This window comes from Acidiferrobacter sp. SPIII_3 (assembly GCF_003184265.1).
Lineage (GTDB): Bacteria > Pseudomonadota > Gammaproteobacteria > Acidiferrobacterales > Acidiferrobacteraceae > Acidiferrobacter.
Genome location: NZ_CP027663.1, coordinates 3,327,789 through 3,346,864, shown reverse-complemented (window position 1 = coordinate 3,346,864; position 19,076 = coordinate 3,327,789). Strand labels below are relative to the sequence as shown.

The 19,076-nt window shown below is 68.9% G+C and carries 11 protein-coding genes; 5 read left to right on the top strand and 6 right to left on the bottom strand.

The window, feature by feature from the left end:
* Positions 1-86 precede the first annotated feature (86 nt).
* Both C4901_RS16925 and C4901_RS16920 read left to right on the top strand, forming a co-directional pair.
* A complete protein-coding gene (locus tag C4901_RS16925; protein WP_145960771.1) occupies positions 87-722 on the top strand; it encodes a thiol:disulfide interchange protein DsbA/DsbL in 636 nt (211 codons plus the stop codon).
* Positions 723-724: 2 nt separating this feature from the next.
* Complete coding sequence (locus C4901_RS16920; RefSeq protein WP_110138400.1) at positions 725-2,356, top strand: acetolactate synthase large subunit; 1,632 nt, start codon at positions 725-727, stop codon at positions 2,354-2,356.
* 446 nt (positions 2,357-2,802) lie between these two features.
* Here the strand turns inward: C4901_RS16920 and C4901_RS16910 are convergent, their stop codons facing one another.
* The gene (locus C4901_RS16910) at positions 2,803-3,045 is read right to left on the bottom strand and encodes a hypothetical protein (protein ID WP_110138398.1); all 243 of its coding nucleotides are present in this window, start codon (positions 3,043-3,045) and stop codon (positions 2,803-2,805) included.
* A 138-nt stretch (positions 3,046-3,183) separates the two neighbouring features.
* Positions 3,184-3,945, bottom strand: coding sequence for a MobA/MobL family protein (locus C4901_RS16905; protein WP_168185795.1), 762 nt, complete (start codon positions 3,943-3,945; stop codon positions 3,184-3,186).
* Positions 3,946-4,025: 80 nt separating this feature from the next.
* Between C4901_RS16905 and C4901_RS16900 the strand changes: the two genes are divergently transcribed.
* Entirely contained in the window at positions 4,026-5,693 is a 1,668-nt protein-coding gene (locus C4901_RS16900) for a type IV secretory system conjugative DNA transfer family protein (protein ID WP_110138396.1), read from the top strand.
* 24 nt (positions 5,694-5,717) lie between these two features.
* A complete protein-coding gene (locus C4901_RS16895; RefSeq protein ID WP_110138395.1) occupies positions 5,718-7,685 on the top strand; it encodes an AsmA family protein in 1,968 nt (655 codons plus the stop codon).
* Between the two features lie 22 nt (positions 7,686-7,707).
* Here C4901_RS16895 and C4901_RS16890 read toward each other — a convergent pair whose 3' ends face one another.
* The 4 genes from C4901_RS16890 to C4901_RS16875 all read right to left on the bottom strand — a co-directional run bounded on the left by C4901_RS16890 (position 7,708) and on the right by C4901_RS16875 (position 12,000).
* Positions 7,708-8,409 (bottom strand): methyltransferase domain-containing protein, encoded by a 702-nt coding sequence (locus C4901_RS16890; RefSeq protein ID WP_145960770.1) that lies wholly within the window; start codon positions 8,407-8,409, stop codon positions 7,708-7,710.
* Positions 8,410-8,567: 158 nt separating this feature from the next.
* Positions 8,568-9,743: a hypothetical protein gene (locus C4901_RS16885; RefSeq protein WP_110138393.1), complete on the bottom strand. Its 1,176-nt coding sequence runs from the start codon at positions 9,741-9,743 to the stop codon at positions 8,568-8,570.
* Between the two features lie 3 nt (positions 9,744-9,746).
* Complete coding sequence (locus tag C4901_RS16880; protein WP_110138392.1) at positions 9,747-11,024, bottom strand: NAD(P)/FAD-dependent oxidoreductase; 1,278 nt, start codon at positions 11,022-11,024, stop codon at positions 9,747-9,749.
* A gap of 10 nt (positions 11,025-11,034) precedes the next feature.
* Entirely contained in the window at positions 11,035-12,000 is a 966-nt protein-coding gene (locus C4901_RS16875; RefSeq protein ID WP_110138706.1) for a sulfur oxygenase reductase family protein, read from the bottom strand.
* Positions 12,001-12,207: 207 nt separating this feature from the next.
* Between C4901_RS16875 and C4901_RS16870 the strand changes: the two genes are divergently transcribed.
* Positions 12,208-19,074 (top strand): FAD-binding protein, encoded by a 6,867-nt coding sequence (locus C4901_RS16870; RefSeq protein ID WP_110138391.1) that lies wholly within the window; start codon positions 12,208-12,210, stop codon positions 19,072-19,074.
* Positions 19,075-19,076 lie beyond the last annotated feature (2 nt).

Here is a 19,076-nt window from a genome sequence, read left to right as displayed (position 1 = left end):
CTGCGCATAGGATAGCCGCTGTCATGGGGGAACACAAAAACGGCTACAATGAGTGCGGTATCATCCATTATCGAGGAGATGGCGCAATGAGGAGACAGTTGGCCCTGGTCCTGGGTCTGGCCCTGCCTTTGGCGATATCCACCGCCCAAGCGAACGTGGTCGAAAGCATGGAGTACGTGCGTGTAAGCCCCGCGCAACCGGTGCCCCCGGGCCCCAAGATCCTCGTGCAGGAGGTGTTCTGGTATGGTTGTCCGCATTGCTTTCATCTGCAGCCGGTCTTGAACCGCTGGCTCGCGCACAAGCCGGCCGATATCCTTTTCGAGCGCCAGGCGGCGGCCATCAGCCCCTACTGGCTCCCGCAGGCCCGCGCCTTCTTCACCTTCAAGGACCTTGGTCTCTTGCCGGCCCTGCACGACAAATTCTTTAATGCCATCCATATCCACCATGAGGTCCTGGACAATGCCGCCACGATCTCCGCATGGGCGGCGCATCATAGCCACGTGAGCGCGGCGCATTTCAAGGCCGTCTACCGGTCCTTTGCCGTGGGCCTCGCGGTCCGCAAGGCCCGCCAGCAGCAGACCGAGGAGGACATACACTCGGTGCCGACCTTTGTCGTCGACGGGCGTTACCGCACGAACCCGAGTCTCGCCGGCGGGCGACGCCAGATGCTGCGCGTGGTCGACTACCTCGTCCGCAAGGCGCGACGCCGGCAGGGGCACTGAGCGTGAACGCCGCTCAGCTGTTCGTCCGCGCACTGGAAAACGAAGGGGTCGAGTACATCTTCGGGATCCCGGGCGAGGAGAACCTGGGCCTCATGGACGCCCTGCTCGAATCGCGCATACGATTCGTCACCACGCGCCACGAGCAGGGCGCGGCGTTCATGGCCGACGTCTATGGCCGGCTCACCCATCGCGCCGGCGTCTGTCTGGCGACGCTCGGTCCGGGTGCCACCAATCTCGTGACCGGCGTGGCCGACGCCAACATGGATCGTGCCCCGCTCGTGGCCATCGCCGGACAGGCCTCGACGTTGCGTCTGCACAAGGAATCCCATCAGGTCCTGAATCTCGTGAACCTGTTCGCGCCGATCACCAAGTACGCCGTCCAGGTGCTCGAACCGGATACCGTGACCGAGGTGGTGCGCAAGGCCTTCAAGCTCGCGCAGATCGAGAAGCCCGGGGCCTGCTTCATCGACTTCCCGGAGAACGTGGCCGCGCGCGCCGCCGCGGGCTCCCCCCTCAAGGTGCAGGCGGCCCCGGCGCCCTATCCGGCGGCCTCGCAGGTCGCGGAGGCCGCGAGCGTCATCGCCGCCGCCAACTTTCCGATCATCATGGCCGGCAACGGCGTGATACGAGGGCGCGGCTGCGATGCGCTCGTGCGTTTCGCCGAGCGGCTCAATGTCCCGGTCGCCACGACCTTCATGGCCAAGGGCGCGATCCCGGCGTCCCACCCCTTATGTCTGGGCACCGTCGGACTCCAGGCCCATGATTACATCTCCTGCGGCTTCGATCGGGCCGACGTCATCATCTGCATCGGCTACGATATCGTCGAGTACCCGCCCATCCTCTGGCATAAGACCGCCGATCGTCAGATCGTGCACATCGATCTGCGCCCCGCCGAGGTCGACGCCCACTACATCGTGACCGCGGGCGTCATCGGCGACTATGCGGTGACCCTGCCGGCGATCGCCGATCGCGTGACGGGCCGCCCCCCGGACCGCTTCGCGAATCTGCGTGAGCTGATCCGGCGCGAACTGAACGGTTTCCGTCATGACGCGACCTTCCCGGTCAAGCCCCAGCGCGTGGTCGGCGATCTGCGCGAGGCCCTGGGGCCCGAGGACATCGTGGTGTGCGACGTGGGTGCCCACAAACTCTGGATGGCGCGCCTCTACGACGCCGAGCGCCCCAATACCTGCATCATATCGAACGGCTTCGCGAGCATGGGCATCGCCGTGCCGGGGGCCTTGGCGGCCACGCTGGCCGCCCCCGGGAGACGTGTCGTGGCAGTGACCGGGGATGCCGGATTTCTCATGAACTCGCAGGAGATCGAGACCGCCATGCGTCTCAAGGCCGCATTCGTGGTGCTCATCTGGAATGACAACTGCTATGGCCTTATCGAGTGGAAACAGCAGCTGCATTACCAGAGGACCGGCAACGTGCGCTTCACAAACCCCGACTTCGTCCAATACGCGCGGGCCTTCGGCGCCGATGGTTATCGCATCGAGCGCGCCGAGGACCTGCTGCCCACGTTGCGCAAGGCCCTCAAGACGCCGACCGTGACGCTCATCGACTGCCCGGTCGACTACACCGAGAACATCCGTCTGACCGAGGAGTTGGGCCAGATGATCTGTCCGACCTGAGCGGGCCGCCGTCGACCGTTCCCATAGGCGCGCGACACCGGCCACGCGCCGCCCGCTTGAGAGGGCCTTGCGCCTCCGCGGAACATGGCGACCCGCCCTATGGTGCGGCCGGATTCCCGCGATGATCGTCGACACCTCGGCCATCATCGCCATTCTTCGCAACGCACCGCATGCCCTGACCCAGACAACGGCTCTGGCGGCCGCGCGCTCGCGCCCCGCACCGGCCGCAAGCCATCGGGAGGCCGCGGCCGTGAGTAGCCCGGCACGCGACACGCCCCGCCGTCCACGGCGGGGAAGGGTCCCATGGGGCTTCGTTCGGTCGTAATTATGAGACGGCGTAGCCGTCCTTGGGTTTCAGTGCCGGGCCTGCTGGGGCTCGATGTCTTGGCGCACGATAGAGATCGGAGCGCCGCCGCAGGGCGACGCGAAATCCGTACACGCCGGCCTCACCCGTCCGCGCGCCCCCCTTGCTGCGGGCCGTCGGCCACGAGCAGCAGCACGCCGCCCACGACCACGGCGCCGGCACCCATCCACAATGGAATATCGACATGATGTTTGTGCTTCACGGATAAGGCGAGCGGCCCGAGTTGGGCCTCTTTGGTCTTGTGCGTGTAACTAAAGCCGCCGTAGGCCGCGCCCAGGATCCCCAGGACGACGAGCAGCATGCCGATGATCCTCACGACATTCATTGCAGATAACCCTCCAGCATCGCGCAAAGGGATAAGCCTATGCCATCCGCGTCCGCGATACGCCCGGCCAAGGCCGGAGGGTTGGCATGACCAAAGGCGGCCCCCGTCGGGTCGGCATGGGCACGGCTATTTCATCGTCTAGCGGTCGCGCGCGAGGTCTTGCCGCTGCCAGGGTATGCGCTCGCGCCCCGCAGGCATCCGCTGGCGCCATCGTAGCCTGGACCACGCTTGCCACCGGCGGCCCGCGGGGCGGGCGGCGAGCGCCTGTAAGGCCGCGCGGTGCTGCCCTTGGCGCGTCGCGACCCCCCGGCGCGCGAGCGCCTGCGCGCGCCCCGGCAAGACGGCGACGGGGTGAGATGCCGCGGTATCATGGGTGAGCCCCCACCGCGCGCAGTGCCGACGCCACTGGGCGCGCAGCGCCAGGCGCTCCCCGCAGTGCCCTGAGCGCGCCGGGACCATGCCGCTCGTAACAGGCGGCCACGTGGGGCTTGCCAGGGCGTGGGCATGGAGATTGGCGCATTTGTCGTAGTGGATATGCCAGTCCACGGCCCGTCCCCGCGCCACGCACGCCTCGTCCAGAAAGTGGCGCACGAAGGCTGCGTGCGCCGGCAGCGGCCGGCCTCGGGGGAGCCCCATGACGAGTTCGTAAGCACACGCCCCGACGCCGCGCGCGTCCGGGCCTTCCATCGTATTCCAGAGCCGCTCGGGATCCGCCGGATGGGCGGCCAGCGCCGCGGGTAGTGACAGCTCCGACCATGCAAGCCCGGGGCGCTGCGAGCAGTCGAAGACCCGGCCGCGTCGCCAGTCGCGCAGTCGGCGTCTCCCGCAATAGGCGGCGCGCGCCACCAGGCCGTCTTTCCCGCCGGGGCGTCGCGTGCGTATGGACAAGATGGGCATCATGCCCCGACCTCCCGGCATATCCCCGATAGGCGGGTGACCATAGCACTTGTTAGGCTCAACCTTTATCGGGAGATTCCCGGATGCCGCCCGATCGCCCTCATTGGATCCGCGCCCTGCGTGCGCGCGCCGACCGCCGGCGCCTGCGCGCCTTGCTGGACGCAGGCGAGGAACTCGAGGCGCGCGGCCTGCTGGATGAGGCGGTGCGTCTGGCGGCCGCCATCGAGGAGCCGCGCCCGAGAGTGGCGACGCGTGACATCGAGTGGCCCGCGCCCTGGGGTGGGACGGGCCGCGGGCGGCGGCTCACGCGCCCCCGTGCGCGGGCGGGGCCATTCCCGGGTATTGTGAGTACGGCGTTGGCGGGTGCCGCGCCGCTTGCGTGGCTCCTGCGCCTGTTGCCGGGTATCCGCCGGCCCTCGCACCCGACCCCGGCCGTATCCGCCGATGTCCGTTTGTGGCTCGGCGCCGGCGATGGGCTCTTGCGGCGCCGCGCCCGGTGGCGCGGTCGCGGGCGGCGGTCCCTGGTGCTGGCCGGCGATGATCTCGCCCAGAACCTCCTGGTGCTGGGCGGCATTGGTTCGGGCAAGACCACCTCGGTCATTCAGCCGGTCCTGCTACAGTGCCTGGCGCAGGGTCTGGGCGGGCTCGTGTTCGACATCAAGGGGGACTTCGGGGTCGCCGCCGCCGGTCTCGCGCGCCGCGCCGGTCGCGAGCTTGTGGTCGTCGGTCCCGGCCGGCGGGCGTTCAATCTCCTGCGCGGGCTCACGCCCGAGGCCGCCGCCGGCTTCTTGAAATCCGCCCTGCTCTTGAACGGCGCGCCCGGGGACCCGTTCTGGACCGAGACCGCCGTCGAGCTTTGTCGCAATGCCTTGGGCGTGCTTTCGTTTCTGCCCGACCGTTACAGCCTCGCCGGCCTCTATGACTATCTCTTTCGCGACGATGTGCGCGCCGACTGCGATCGCCGCCTCCGTGACGAGGCCGCGGGCCTCGGTGCCGAGGCCTTGCGGCTTCTGCGCAGCTACCAGTCCTATCACGAAGGCGTGTTCACACGGTTTGACGCCAAGGTGGTGGCCGGCGTGCTCGCGAGCGCGGCCCAGGTGCTGACGCCGTTCACCCACCCCGATCTCGTCGACGCCTTCTGTCCGCCCGCCGATGCCTTGGCGATCGAGGCGCTCGCGTCGGGCGCGCTCATCCTCGTGGACCTGCCGCTTGCCGTCTGGGGTGTGGGGGCCAAGGTCGTCTACACCTTCATCAAGCTGCGATTCTTCCAGTACATGCAAAGGCGTCCGGCCGGCGAACGGTCGCGTCCCGTGCTGTTTCTGTGCGATGAGTACCAGGAGATCGTGAGCGCCAACAAAGACGGGCTCTCCGATCTCAACTTCTGGGACAAGGGACGGGCCTTCGGTACGGTCGGCATCATATCCGCCCAGTCGATCGCAAGCTTCTACGCGGCCGTGGGCGACCGCGACCTGGCCGACACCTTGCTCCAGAACTTCCGCCAGAAGCTGTGCCTGCGCAGCGAGGACTGGCACACCATCCAATTTTTCGAGCGCGTGCTGGGCCGTCTGCCCGACCGCCGGCGCCGCACGCGACCGCTGGTGTCCGCGGCGCTCGTGCGTCGCCTCCACCGGCGCCAGGCCTTGGCGGTGGTGTCGGTCGCCGGCGAGGCGCTGGAAGAGGTGGTCGATCTGCCGGCGGTATTCGTGGATTCAGCCGAACAGGGGATACCGGGCGCGGGTGCGGGCGGCTAGTATCCTTCGAGGAGGCGTGCACCCATGACCGTCAAGCGCTTGCCGTTATGGGCCAAAATCGTGACCGGCGTGGCCCTGTCCCTGATCATTGTCATCGCGATCGCCATGGGCCTTGCGCCCGCGCTCGTAAAGCATGTGATCGAACAAGACGGCAGTGCCAAGCTCCACCGCCGCGTCGTCATCCAGGGCCCGGTGGGCATAGACTGGTCGCTCGATCCGCGTATCACCTTGAACCGCGTCACGGTGGCCAATCCCCCGTGGACCAAGGGCGCCATGGTGACGATGCGCCAGCTGCGCGTGCGCATCGCGCTCTTGCCGCTCCTCCACGGCCATGTGCTCCTGCCCTCGCTGGTGCTGCGCCGCCCTGTGATCCATCTCGACAAGCCCGGCCCCACGCGCGCCAACTGGGTATTCGTGAAGCAAAAGCCGCGCAAGCCCCGCCCCAAGCCGCCTGTCATACCGCGTATCGGCCGGCTGGTGATCACCCATGGGCGCATTACGGTGCACGATGGGCCCGCCGCCACCGATCTCGTCTTACGCATCCGGAGCGTCAAGCCCTCCACGCGCCTGCTGCTGTCGGGTCATGGCCGTTACAAGGGATCGCCCTTCACCCTCAAGGGCGCGCTCGGCTCGCCGACCAAGGTGGAGAGCGATCGCAGCCCCTATCCGGTACGCCTCGCCATCCATATCGGCCGTTTCCTGGCGCGCATCAATGGCACCCTCATCGCCCCCATGGCCCTGAAAAACGTCGATCTCCATGTGATGCTCAAGGGCGCGGGGCTCGGTCGTGTCCATAAGGCGATCAGCCTCCCGCTGCCGCAGACCGGGCCCTTCCAGATCTCGGGACAGCTCACCCGCCACGGCCACACCTGGAACCTGGCGCATTTTCGTGGCCTCGTGGGCAAGAGCGACCTCGAAGGCACGATCAGCGTGCGCCCCGGCCACCCGATGTTCATGCGCGCCAATCTGACATCGCGCTTCCTGAACTTCAAGGATCTGGCGGGCTTTGTGAAGGCCAAGCCGAAGAAGGTGAATGGCCACGTCAAGGTCGTGCCGCACGCCCGCGGCGCGAACAAGGTGCTTCCGGCGAAGCCCTACAAACGCAGCCAGCTCATGAAGCTCGACGCCAACGTCGTATATCGCGCCGAGCACGTCTATGCCTCGCATATGCGCATCCAGGACCTGTATGCGCATCTCATCTTGCAGCATGGGGTGGTCCGCCTCGCCCCGCTCAATTTCGGGGTAGCCAATGGCCTGGTCGCGGCCAACTATACGATGAACGCCTCGCAGCCCATTTATCGCACGCAATTGAAGGCGATCGCGCGCGGCATTCATTTGCGACTCCTGTTTCCGAAGGTCAAATTCAAGTCGGCGGGCACCGGCCGGATCGGCGGGCGCCTGCAGCTGTCGGCCCCCGGCAATTCGATCGCGGCCATGACCGCGCACGCTACCGGCCACCTGGGCCTGGCGCTCGCCAACGGCTCGGTGAACAATCTCTACGTGGCGCTGGCGCAATTGCACATCGGCAACGCCGCGCTGGATTGGCTGTCGGGGATGAAGCAGGAGCGCATTCCGTGCGCGGTGATCCGTCTCGGGGCACGCAACGGTCTCGCGAAGACCCGCACCTTCCTGATCGCCACGCCATCGGCCAACATTATCGGCCGGGGCACGATCAACATGCGCCGCCAGACGCTCCATCTGACGGTGCTCACGAAGCCCAAGCACATCACCATCATAAGCGCCCGGGGGCCCTTGCACGTCGGCGGGACCTTCAAGAAGCCGGTGTTCAGCGTGTCGCGCAAGGCGCTCATAGAGCGCGCCGGCGCGGCGGTCGCCCTAGGCGCGCTCCTGACCCCGGCGGCGGCGCTCCTGCCGTTGATCGATACCGCGCCCGGTCACAAGGTCGATTGTCCGGCGTTGTTGAACAACGCCGGACCCAAGGCCCATGCCGAGGCCTTGAAGAGCGCGGCGCAGCGCGCCAAGCGGCATTGACGAGGCATCCGCTCGGCGGGGTTCAGCGCTTCACGCCCTCGACGATCAGAAAATCCGATCGCTCCAGGACGCCGATGTCGGGTATGCGGCTTACACCGAATGTCTGGCGGCTCACGTCCTTGAATCCGCAGCGCATGAAGAGATCCACGAGCTGGACCTCGTCATACTGCCATTTGTGAAAGTGTCCGAAGGACTTGAGTCCGGGCGGCCGGGTGCAGATATCGTCGAAGTACATGCGCACATGACGGCGCACACGCGCGACATCGCGCGTGTGCGGCTCGCGCGCCTGCTCCTCCCGGAAGATGGCAAGATAGTTCTCCCAGAATTCCACCCCGTCCGGGACGCACAGGCGCAGAACGCCGCCTTTCATCAAGACCCGGTGGCATTCCTCGGTCAGACGCCGGGCGTCCTCGTACTCGAAGTGTTCCCAGACCTCGCCGGAGTAGATGGCGGCCACCGAATCGCGCGCCCACGGCAGGGGCCTGCGCAGGTCGTGGTGGACGATGCCCGGCCGAAACGGCGCGGCGCGCAATAATCCCAGGCGCACGAGCAGTCGATCGAGTCCGCGGGCATGGGCCACGAGCCATGCCCGGCGGCTGCCGTCGACGTTGATCCAACCCTTGGGCATGACCGGTCCGCAGCCGAGGTTCACGCGCGGCCCGCGCGGCAAGGGATAAGACACTGAATCGGCGTGACGGCCCAAGGCTTCCACTGCTGTCGACACACGGCCTCCCGGGTTCGCGGAAACCTTCCGCGCGGCCTGCCCGATCCCTACTATCCGGGAAACGAGCGGACCGGTCCATGAGACTTTGGAGGGAGCTTCGAGGCCGGCGTGGCGTGCGGGCGGACCTGGCGCGGGGGGTTAGGCGGCCCCCATGGAGGCTATGCGCCGTCGCGACCGCGTGGCCGGGGCGGTGGGCTCGTTTGCGCACGCCCCTCGTGCAGGGCGTGAAGCAAGGTGGCGGCCTCACACAGTCCATCTTGCACGCGCGCATCTGTCAGCAGGCGATAAAGGCCTTTCAGCCCCCCGGGCGCGGGGGCCTGTTCGCCGCGCCAACGGCGCCAGGCGTCCAGGCCGCGCGCCGCGTCCGCAAACAGGGCGTGCGCGGCCGCGTCACCGCCGTCGCCTGCATTCTGCAAGCGGTTCCAGGACGCGGCGAGGTCGGCAAGCGCGCCACCGGCCTCGCGCAGCACCGGAAAGACGCCGGCGTCACGCCATGCGCCGAGCAGGTCGGTGAGCTCGCGGGCAAGCCCCGCGGTGTCGGTGGCGCCGGCCCAACGGCCGAGGTCGGCAAGCATGGCGGTGATGGCCGTGCCCGTGGGCCCGGCGAGGATGTCACTGAGTCCTCGGCCCATCTCGGCAAGCCGGTGGGCGAACAGCAGGTCGTCGCGCGCGCGGTCAAGGAGGGGGCCCGCGGCCTCGAGGGCCGCTGGGGCCGCGGAGGAAAGCCGCGTGATGGTGTCGGTGAGATAAGCGATGTTATCGGCGAGCCAGCCGACGGCCCCGGTCTGGGAGAGCGTCTCGACAAGTCGCAGGATGTCGCGTCCGAGGCCTGCCACATCGATATCGCGCGTGGCCTCGAGCAGGCGCGTGACGCTCGCGGTCAGCGCCGCGCCGGTGGGGCCGGCGAGCAGTGCCTGCCAGGCGTCGAGGCGCGCGGCAAGGCCCTGGACGGCGCGCAGCTCGGCACGCAGTTCCAGGATCAGGGGGCCTACGTGACTGATGGTCTCGGGCTCAAGCGCGCGTCGCAGGACCTCGCGCATTGGCGCCGCACCGTCGGCGATGGCGTCCCAGAGGCCTGCCGCGCGCAAGGCCTCGGCGGCCTTCAGCAGGACCTCCGCAAGCCCCGTCAGGTCGTCGTGGTCCCGCCACAGCCCCGAGGCCTTCAGCGCGGCCCCGGCGGCGGCCTCGCCCAGGGGGCCTGCGGCACCCTCCTCGAGTGCCGCGTAGCGATCGGCGAGCCGCGCCAAGGCCTGCCATTGCCGCGCGCTGAGCCCAGGGGGGCTTGTGACGCGGGTCGCGTTGTTCGGGTCGGCCTCGGGTATGGGACCGCTCATGACTTAAGCCGCGAACAGGCGTTCGGCCAGGAACTGCGCGGCGTCCAGGCCCCACGGCGGGACCTTGCCCTGGGTCCGGAAGAACAGGTCCTTGTATTGCATCTTCAGGAGATAGGGGACGCGCCCCATCTTCAGCACCTGTGTGTCGCCGCCATACCAGGAGTTGGAGCGGATGTAGAAGGCCTGATTGTCGCCCATGTCGCCGATGCAGTAGACGAGCGGCTTCAAGGGCTCGGATGCCGCCGCCTCGCCCAGACGCCCGAGATCGTGGGCGATCTGCTTGCCGACGATCTCGCTCTCTTGGTGACCTATGGCCCCCAACTTTGGCACGGTGACCGCCGCGGCGTCGCCGCACGCCAGGATTTCCGGATACTTGGGGTTGCGCATCAGCATGTCGGTGACCACGAAGCCCTCCTCATCGGAGATGGGCAGACCCTTCATGAACGGGTGCGGGACCCAGTCGGGGAGCAGGATCTTCAGTTCCGCGTCGAGCGCGTCGCCCTGCGTGAACCGGATCCCGTCGCGCGTGACCTCGGCGATGTCGCCGACGTTGTTGCGGTAGTGGAACCCCATCTGACTCGCGATGCCGAGAAGCGAGTTGACGACCTGCTCACCGGCATCCTCGGCGATCATCTTCCCGGGTGTAAAGACGGTGATCTTGTCGGGGCCGCCCAGGCCGTGGTTCTTGAGCCAGGTGGCCATGGACATCATGATTTCCACCGGCGGGCCCTCGCACGCGGCGTCGGCCATGGGCACCAAGTCCTTGACCGCCGTGCCCTGATGGAAGCGCGCCGAGCCGATGGCGATCGGGCCGCCCTTGTAGTCGCCGCCAAACAGCGCCTTTCTCAGTTTGTTGCCATAGTACGTATCCGAGGCGGCATGCGCGTAGGGCGCGAAGCCCGGGATCTTGTCGTAGGCGAGCCGGCAGCCGAAGGCCACGACCAGATAGTCGTAGCCCATGGTCTCCGACGGCGCGCCTTCGCGCTCCTTGGGGGTGAAGTCTATGGTCCGGGTGTCGGGATTGATGGCGCGCACCTCGCCTTGGACAAAGGTCGCCTGCGCGTCGGTGAGCGCGCGCGAGGTGTCCATCTTGAGGGTCGCGGCCGGGTCACGCCCCTCGAAGACCTCGGCGGGGATGTTCGGGATGAAGAGCAGATAGGGGTTGCGATCGATCACGGTGATGTCGACCGCATCCCCCGCGTACTCACGGATCTTCTGGGCACTGGCGAGCCCCGCGAAATTCCCGCCGAGCACCACGACGTGGGCCTTGCTCGAAGTCATATCAGACCTCCTAACGAACGAGGTGATCCCGCCATGTGCCCTCTTCCATCATGGAGGCGAAGAGCATGTAGTAGGGACCACGGTTGATGTGGGCGAGTACGCCGTGATCGTGAATGCGGCGTGCCTCGACGTTGACGAGGACCTTACCGAGACCCTGGTGGGCGAGTTCCGGGGCCTCCCACTCCATATGCACGAAATATTGCGCGGGGGTGGCCGCCGGTATGGGTGGGTGGTCGAGGGGCTTGTCCCCATAATTGGTCGCGTAACGCGGGGGGTTGGCGCCGAGCGTGGCCTTGGTCATGCCCGCCGGGTCGAGCTGAAACGACCCGATCGCCGATACCCCGATCTGTTTTAAGAGCATCCACCCGAGCATGCCCGGGGCATGGCCCATGAGCCAGGCCATGGTGTCGCGCACCCCTTGCTCGAAGTCGGCCTCATGGCCATGCATCACACCGTGGTCGCCGACCACGATCGTGCGCATGGGGAGCGCGACCTTGGGCACCGGTTGTTGGGTGGCGGCGCGCGCCATCATGAGCGCCGGGACATCGGTGAGCCCGATCGAGGGCGGCAGGTCGGAGGCCACGATCTCATACACCGGTTCCCATGGCCCTTCCACGACCATCGCCAGGCAATGACTGCAAAGCTCATAGATGGTATCGAACTGGAGATAATGCATCTCCTCGTGGGACTTGGCGTCCTTCCACACGGTGTACTGAAACATGCTGATCGGGTTCAGGGTCTCGCGCATGTCGAGCGCGCCGCCACCGTAGCGTCCGGCCATGGGATGGATGCCGACCTGCAACAGTTGGTCGAAGCCGAGGAAACCGGGGTGGGTGGCGGTGGTGATGCACACCTTGGGCCCGACTTTGTGCATGATCTCGTGATTCTCGGGGCGATTGCTGATCCGCGCCATATTGATCGCTATGACCGGGTTCTGGCCCCCATTTGGGGTCTTTTGCGACGTGGTCGCGGACATGGCGTCCTCCATGGAAAATCTCGCCTCCAAGTCTAACGCCATTGTCCGCGCGCCCCATCCGACACAAGCCGCGCCCCATCCCCGATCCGCCCGACGGTCTGGGCGTGGCCGGCCGCGAGCGGCCCGGCGCACCGATTGTCCCGGGTCGTTGCCAAATTGCCCTAACGAGGCCATAAGGCCTGTCTATACTGAGGGCAGGAGGGCGCTATGGGCCAGGGGCCGGAGGTATTGATCGTGGGGGCGGGACCGGCCGGCATCAGTGCCGCCCTCAAGCTCGCGCGCGCCGGGGTACGGACCCTGGTGCTCGAAGGCGCGGAATTCGCCGGCGCGGAGAACTGGTCGGGCGGTGTCTATCACGCCGAGACCCTGGTGCGCGAAGATGTTCTGGGGGCGGACGCCTGGGCGCGTGCCCCCCGCGAGCGGCGCATCGTGGCGCGCTCGCTGTTCGTCCATGGGGGCGACGGATGCGCCGGCTTCGAGGCGCGGGCCGTGGCCGGCAACGACTATGGCGAGGCCTGGACGGTGTTGCGTCCGAGGCTCGACCGCTACCTCGCGGCGCGCGCCATCGAGCATGGGGCCGTGCTCCTACCGCGCACGACCGTCACCGGGCTGCGGTTTGCGCGCGGGCGGGTGGTGGGCGTCGATACCGCGCGCGGACCGGTCGAGGCGCCGGTGGTATTTCTTGCCGAGGGTGACGCCGCCGGCGTGCTCGCGCGCGCGGGTCTCGAGCGCCCGGCGGTGCGCTACGCGCAGGGCATCAAGGCCGTGTTTGCGCTCGCCTCCACGACCCTGGAGGCGCGTTTCGGGGTCGGCGCGGGCGAGGGCATCGCGCAGGAGTGGTTGCTGCGCAACGGCTCGTTCAAGGGCCGTACCGTGGCGCTCGACATGAGCGGCTTTTTGTATACGAATCGCGATACGTTGTCGGTTGGGCTCGTGTTTCCCCTGACATCGCTTGCCGATCACGGCCCGGTCGACCACCCCCAGCTCATGCGCCGGTTTCTGGCCCTGCCGGAGGTCGCGGCCCTGCTCGAGGGGGCGACGCAGATCGCCTACGGGGCCAAGGTCATTCGGGCAGGCGGCCTGCGCGAGGGGGCGGTATGCGCCTATGACGGATTGGCGATCGGGGGCGCGTCCCTGGGGCTCGGGCTCGAATTCCCCTACCCGAATTTCATGGGTCCGGCAGCCATGTCGGGGGCGGCGTTCGCCGACGCGGTCCTGGCTTTGCGCGGTCGCGGTGATTATTCCGCGGCGGCCCTTGCCGAGGCCTACGGCGGGCGGTTGCGCCAGAGTCCCGATTATGACAACGCACGCCTTGCCGCCGCCTGGCCCGAGGCCCTGCATGCGAGCCCCCTGATCTTCGAACACCTCCCGGCGCTGGTCGGCGCGCTCACGGCGGATCCCGCGTCGTGGTCGCGGGCGTGCGCACGCGCGGCCTTTTCCTTAAGGCGCGATCGCGCCACCCTCAAGGTCGCGGCCGCCCTGCCGCGTCGGGCCTTCGTGCCCGACCGTCCGCCGCTTGCCGTCACCTTTCTGGTGGCGCGCGCGGGCCGGTTCGCGCCGCTATCGGCGCCGCCCGCGGTTCTCGCGGGGCTTGCCCGCGGCATCGGTTATTTCTACGGTCGCGGCCTGCCGCGACTCGAGACCCGTCTGGCCGCGGCGTTTTCGCAACGCGTCCAGGGACTCGCCGCGCGCATGCTCGCGCGCGCGGGCGGACGGTCCGTCGCCGGGGCGCTGGGCTTTGCCGCCGACGGCGCCCGTGTGCTCGCCGCCGGCCGCTCGGCGGTCATGCGCGCGCCCTTTTACCGCCATGAACGCCTGGCCCGCGAATGCCTCTCGTGGGATCGCAGTCCTGCCGATTCCCCCAGTGACTGGCTGGCCCCGCTCGGCCGCCCAGGGCCCGACCTGCGCCATATCCATGTCCCTCGCGATCTCGCCCCGGCGGACGCCCGGCGCTTGAAGCGCGTATGCCCGGCCGGGGTCTATGGGCCGGGCAGCCCGGCGGGCGGCGCGTCGGTGGTCTTCGAAAACTGTATCAAGTGCGAATCGTGCCGATTGGTGGTCCCGGCGGTCGATTGGCGGCGCACGAGCACTCATCGGTTCATCTACGAGCTCCCCGATGCACAGCGTACGGGACCTGACGGCAGCGTCCATGGCCTGCCCGATCAAGGGCCCGGTGCCCTGGCCGGGACCACGCCCTCGGGGCGTGCCGGGGGATGGGCGCGCGATATCGCGGCCGGCGTCGGCCGACGACCTCGGGAGGGGCGCCCCGCGGTCGACGGATGCGCGTCCTTCGCGCGGCGCGTGTTGCGCGACCGGGCGGCGGCCGTCTTCCCGTCTCCGCGCCTGGCCGGACTCGCTGCGGGGTGGACCGCCTGTGACCGCCAGGACCTCATGCGCCTCATGCATGGCCGTAACATGCCCCCCGAGGATGTCATCGCCGCGCTTGCCGAACACGATAGCGGACTTGGTTTCGTTGCCCTGCATCACCTGCTGGCCGAGGCCCGCGGCGCGCGGCGGCTGGCGCGTCTGACCGTCTGCCTTTCCCGGGAGGCCGACGGCCTGTCCGCATGGATCCCCGATGTCGGCGCCGATTGCCTCGGCGGCCGGGGCCCGCTCGCCGCCACCGGCGCCCTGCGCGCCACCGGCCTCGACAGCGCGCGCTGCGTGCGTGTGCCGGCGGCGGGCGCGGAGATGCTGACCGTAGACCCGACCCTCGTCCGCTACTACGCGGCCTTCTGGGAGGGTTATGGCGAGGCCCTGGGCGCGCGCGCCGATGCCCACGCCCGGGCACGCCTCCAGTTCGCCGGCACGTTCCGCGATCGCGAAGGATCGGACGGGGTGTTCAAGTTCGGCGCGGTCAAGCGCCTGCTCGCGGTCATTGCCTACGCGCTGGCCCTCGCCGGTCGCCTGCGCGCGCGTTGCGACCACGAGCCGCGGATGGCCGTGGCGCTCCTTCAGGAACGTTTCGGGGTGTCTCTGGACGGCGTGGCCTGGTGTGCGGGCCAGGTCTTCGGGGGCATCGCCTATTCCGAGGACGACATCCTGAGCCGCCGCTATCGCGATGCCATGGTGTTGACGCAATGGCCGGCGGTCCGGCCCGCGGGGACCCAGGCGTGCTGGGAGCGGGCGCTGTGGACGGGACCTGCCGATCAGGCGGAAGCGCTGTTCCTGCGCCACGGCCTGGGCGCCGATACCGACCTCGCGCCGCTGCCTGTGATCTCCGGCCGTCTTGCCATCGCCCCTCGACCGAGCACGCCGATTCGCTATCAGAGCGGGGGCTTTCTGTTCGGACGGCTGTTGCCGGCAGACGAGGCGTTCGTGCCCGAGGACTTTCTGGCGGACCCCGCGCTTCGGCGCATGCGCGCGCGGGTCCTGCGTCTCGTGCGCGCCGGATTTCGCGACCCCGCGGGCGGTGCCTATGGCCGCTACATCGATGACCGGCATGCGGTCCCGGAGTCCGATATCGCGCGCCTCAAGGCCTTTCCCGCGTTCGCCACGGTGATCCCCCGGGATCTCGGGGGGCTCGGTGCGAGCAAGGCCGAATATGCGGTGCTTGCCGGGCTGCTCATGGGGCGTGTCGACCCGTCGGTAGGCCTTTTGGTCATGGCCAGCACCAGCATCGGTACCATGCCCGTGTTGCTGGCCCTGCAAAAGGACCTCCCGCGCCTGGACACGGAGCTCGCCGGCCTTTCCGTGGGGTCCTTCGCCGATCTGCGCCAGCGCGCGCATCGCCTGCGCGCGCTCGCCGAGCGCCCGCGCCCAGGCGCGCTGCGCCAGACCCTCGAGGCCATGGCCGCGCATATCAAGGACCGCTTCCTGAAGCCCGGATCGGCCTTGAAATACCTCGCGCGCGACGTGCTTGATGCGTTCGAGGCCCTGGTGGCCACCGCCCGGACGCGCGATCTGGATGCCCTGGCCGAGCACGCCCGGGTCTTTGACGAACGACTGGCGGCACTCGCCCCACGACTGGCCGAGGAGCGCGCGCGCCTGCCGGTTCGTATCGCCGCCCATGAACGCTTTCTGCGCTTTCTGGCGCGCGGGCAGATCAGCGCGTTCGCCCTGACCGAGCCCTCCGCCGGTTCCGATACCGGGGCGCTTACGACCCGCGCCGAGGCCCGGCGCGCGGCGTTGAGCCCGGGCGAGGCCGGCCTTTGGCAGTTTGTCACCGCCCGCGGACCGCGCGTCCTGCTCGATGAGCGGCGTCTCGATTTCACCGCACCCGAGGTCCGTTACCGCCTGCCGGACGGGGCGTGGGCGCGTCTCGATGATGGCATCTGGGATGCCGCCGGAAAGGGTGCGCGCCGCCGGGTGGTGCAAGACTCGGGAGAGGTCTACGAATACGATGACAGGGGCGTCCCGCAAGACACCCCCGACGGCCCGGTCTACGAGTACTTCGAGCTGTCCGGCAGCAAGATGTGGATCAGCAACGGCTCGCTCGCCGACCGCTATTGTCTGTATGCGCAGACCGCCCGGGGCGTGACCGGATTCATGGTCGAGCGCCGCTGCGAGGGGCTGGCCGTCGGCCGCGATGAACGCAAGCTCGGCCAGCGCGCCTCGCCCACCAACGAGATGGCGTTGTCATCGGTACGTGTGTGCGCGAGCCGTGTCATAGGGTTCGAGGGTCATGGCCAGGTGAATGCCCTGGAGACCCTGAGCGTGGGGCGCGGCGGGCTCGTGGTCGGTGCGGGCGGCCTCCTCGAGCGGCTGATCACGGATTATATGCGTGGCCTCGATGCGGCCTCGCCGGCGCTGGCGCGTGCCCGCTATGAGCATGAACGCCTGCGCGCCCTGGGTGCGCGTCTGGTCGGTCTCATGGACCGCGCCGACTTGTGCCATGGGGACTTCCGCATCGAGGCGGCGCTGTCCAAATTTCTGGCCTCGGAGGGGCTCCATCGTGTGTTGCGCGCCCTCGAGATCGAGCGTGGCCCGTCGGCCGCGGCCCTGTCCGAGCCCATCGAGAAATGGCGACGCGACGCACGCATCCTCAACATCTACGAAGGCACGAATGAGGTCCAGCGCTTCCTGGTCCTGAAGGACCTTCCAGCCTTGTTCGCGCGCTTCAATGCGATGGCGGCGACCGGTAGTCCGGCGCTCGATCGTGCGCTACGGTCGTTCAGCGATTTCCTGCGCCCGCGGCTCACCGATTTGAAGACGCGGGTGGGTGACGACGGTGACGCCCAGATCTCCTGGTTTCCGGTGGTCGATTGGGCCGCCGAGCTCTATGCCTGGGCCGTGCAGGTCGAGCGGCGCCTGGCGCTCGCCGCGCGCGGCGCGGCGCACGGGCATCTCGCCGCCCTGGAGGCGCTCGAGGCGGTCTGCGAGCAGGCGGTGGGTGTCCGCGCGCGCGCCGTCCATGCGCTGTTCGCCGAGGTGTCCACCTATGAACAGGCGGTGGTGGCGCTTGCCGGCCGGCGCACCGCCGAGTCCGTCCGCCCGACGCCGATCCTGGCCTCGGGACTGCGCGGGCATCTGCTGGTCCTGGTGCGGGATGTGCGGCATCCCGATGCGCGTGACGTGCGCCTGAACGACGACGATCTGGCGGTCCTCGATCAGGCCCTCGCCGCCTGTGATGGCGAGGCCGCGCTCGGCGTAACCGCCGTGCTCGTAACCGCCGCCCCGTGTCCGGATCTCGCGCAGCGGCTGCGCGCCGCCGGCGCGCGCGTCCAGGCGGTGATCACCGGCGGGCTTGTCGATCCCGCCGCCCTGGCCCCCCTCATAACCGGCTTGCGCCCCGATCTGATCCTTGCCGGCCCCTCGCAACCGGTATTCCTGGCAGCCCTGGCCGGCGCCCTGAATACCGTGCTGGTAGACGGCGTCATCGGGCTTGCCGGGTCCGGGGCGCGGGGTTACGAGATCCTGCGCGGCGCGGGCCGGCGCCTTTATGTAACGTACCGCAGGCCCATAGTCGCCTGCGGACGCCTGCCCGCCACTGGGCGTAGCGACGAGTTCACGGTGGGGGAGTGGCTGGAGGCGCTTAAGACGCCGCCATTCGTGGAGCGTCTCGCCGGGGCCGTCACCGAGGCCTGCCCGGCGGTCTCGGTCCCGGCGGCGGCGCCCGGCGACATACAGTCCCCCGAGGCCTTGGCGGAGTGGCTGCTGGCGGGTATCGGGGGCGCCCCGTCCGCGGCGCGACCGATCGTGCCGGGGACGGCGCGACTGGCGACGGTCATGGCGGTCGCCGGCGGCGGGGCGCGCGGCCGCGCCTGCGCGGGCCTGGCGCGCGCTTTCGGTGAGCCCGCCGGTGGTGTATGGCTGGCGCGGGTCGCGGGGGAATCACCCCCGGAGGGGCTTTCCGGACCGCTCTTCCGGGTGTCCGCGACCGGCGCCGACGCATCCCTGGCGGAGGTCTTGGCGCGGCGCCTGGCGGACGCGTCGTATATCGTCCTGGGGCCCGAGGACGCCGGTCTCGCCGGGGCCTTGGCCGCGCGCCTGGCGCGCCCCCTCTATATCGATGTCGAGGCGCGCCAGGGCGATGATCTCGTGTGGGCGTGCGCCGGGCGACGGTGGCGGACGCGGTGCCCGGGGCGCGCGGTCCTGGTGGCCGCGTCCGGGATCGGGAGCACCGAGTCCGGGGTCGCGACGACGTGTGTCGTCGAGGATTGGGCGGTCCCGGAGGGGCGTCCCGGGCGATTCGCGCGCGTCGCGCGCGCGGCTTGTGCCACCGGGCTTGCCGGCGCCGAGGTGGTGATCGACGTCGGGTGGGGGGTGGCCGACGGGGCGTTCTTTCAGAGGGGGCTCATGAGGCTTAAATCGCGGCTATCGGCTATGATGGGGTGCGAGGTCGCGTTCGGCGCGACTCGCAAGGTCGTGCAGGAGAGCGGGCTCCTGCCGTTTGAACACCAGATCGGGCAGACCGGCACCCATATCGCGCCGCGATTGCTGCTCGCGCTTGGGGTATCGGGCGCGCCGCAGCATCTGGTCGGCATCGCCGCCGATACGCAGATCGTCGCCATCAACCCTGATCCCAAGGCGCCGATCTTTGCCGCGCGTGATGGGGGCCGGCCGGTGGTGCGTTGTGTCGGCGATGCCCGCGCGTGGGTCGAGGCCTTGTTGGCGCTGTGGCCGGAGGCCTGAGG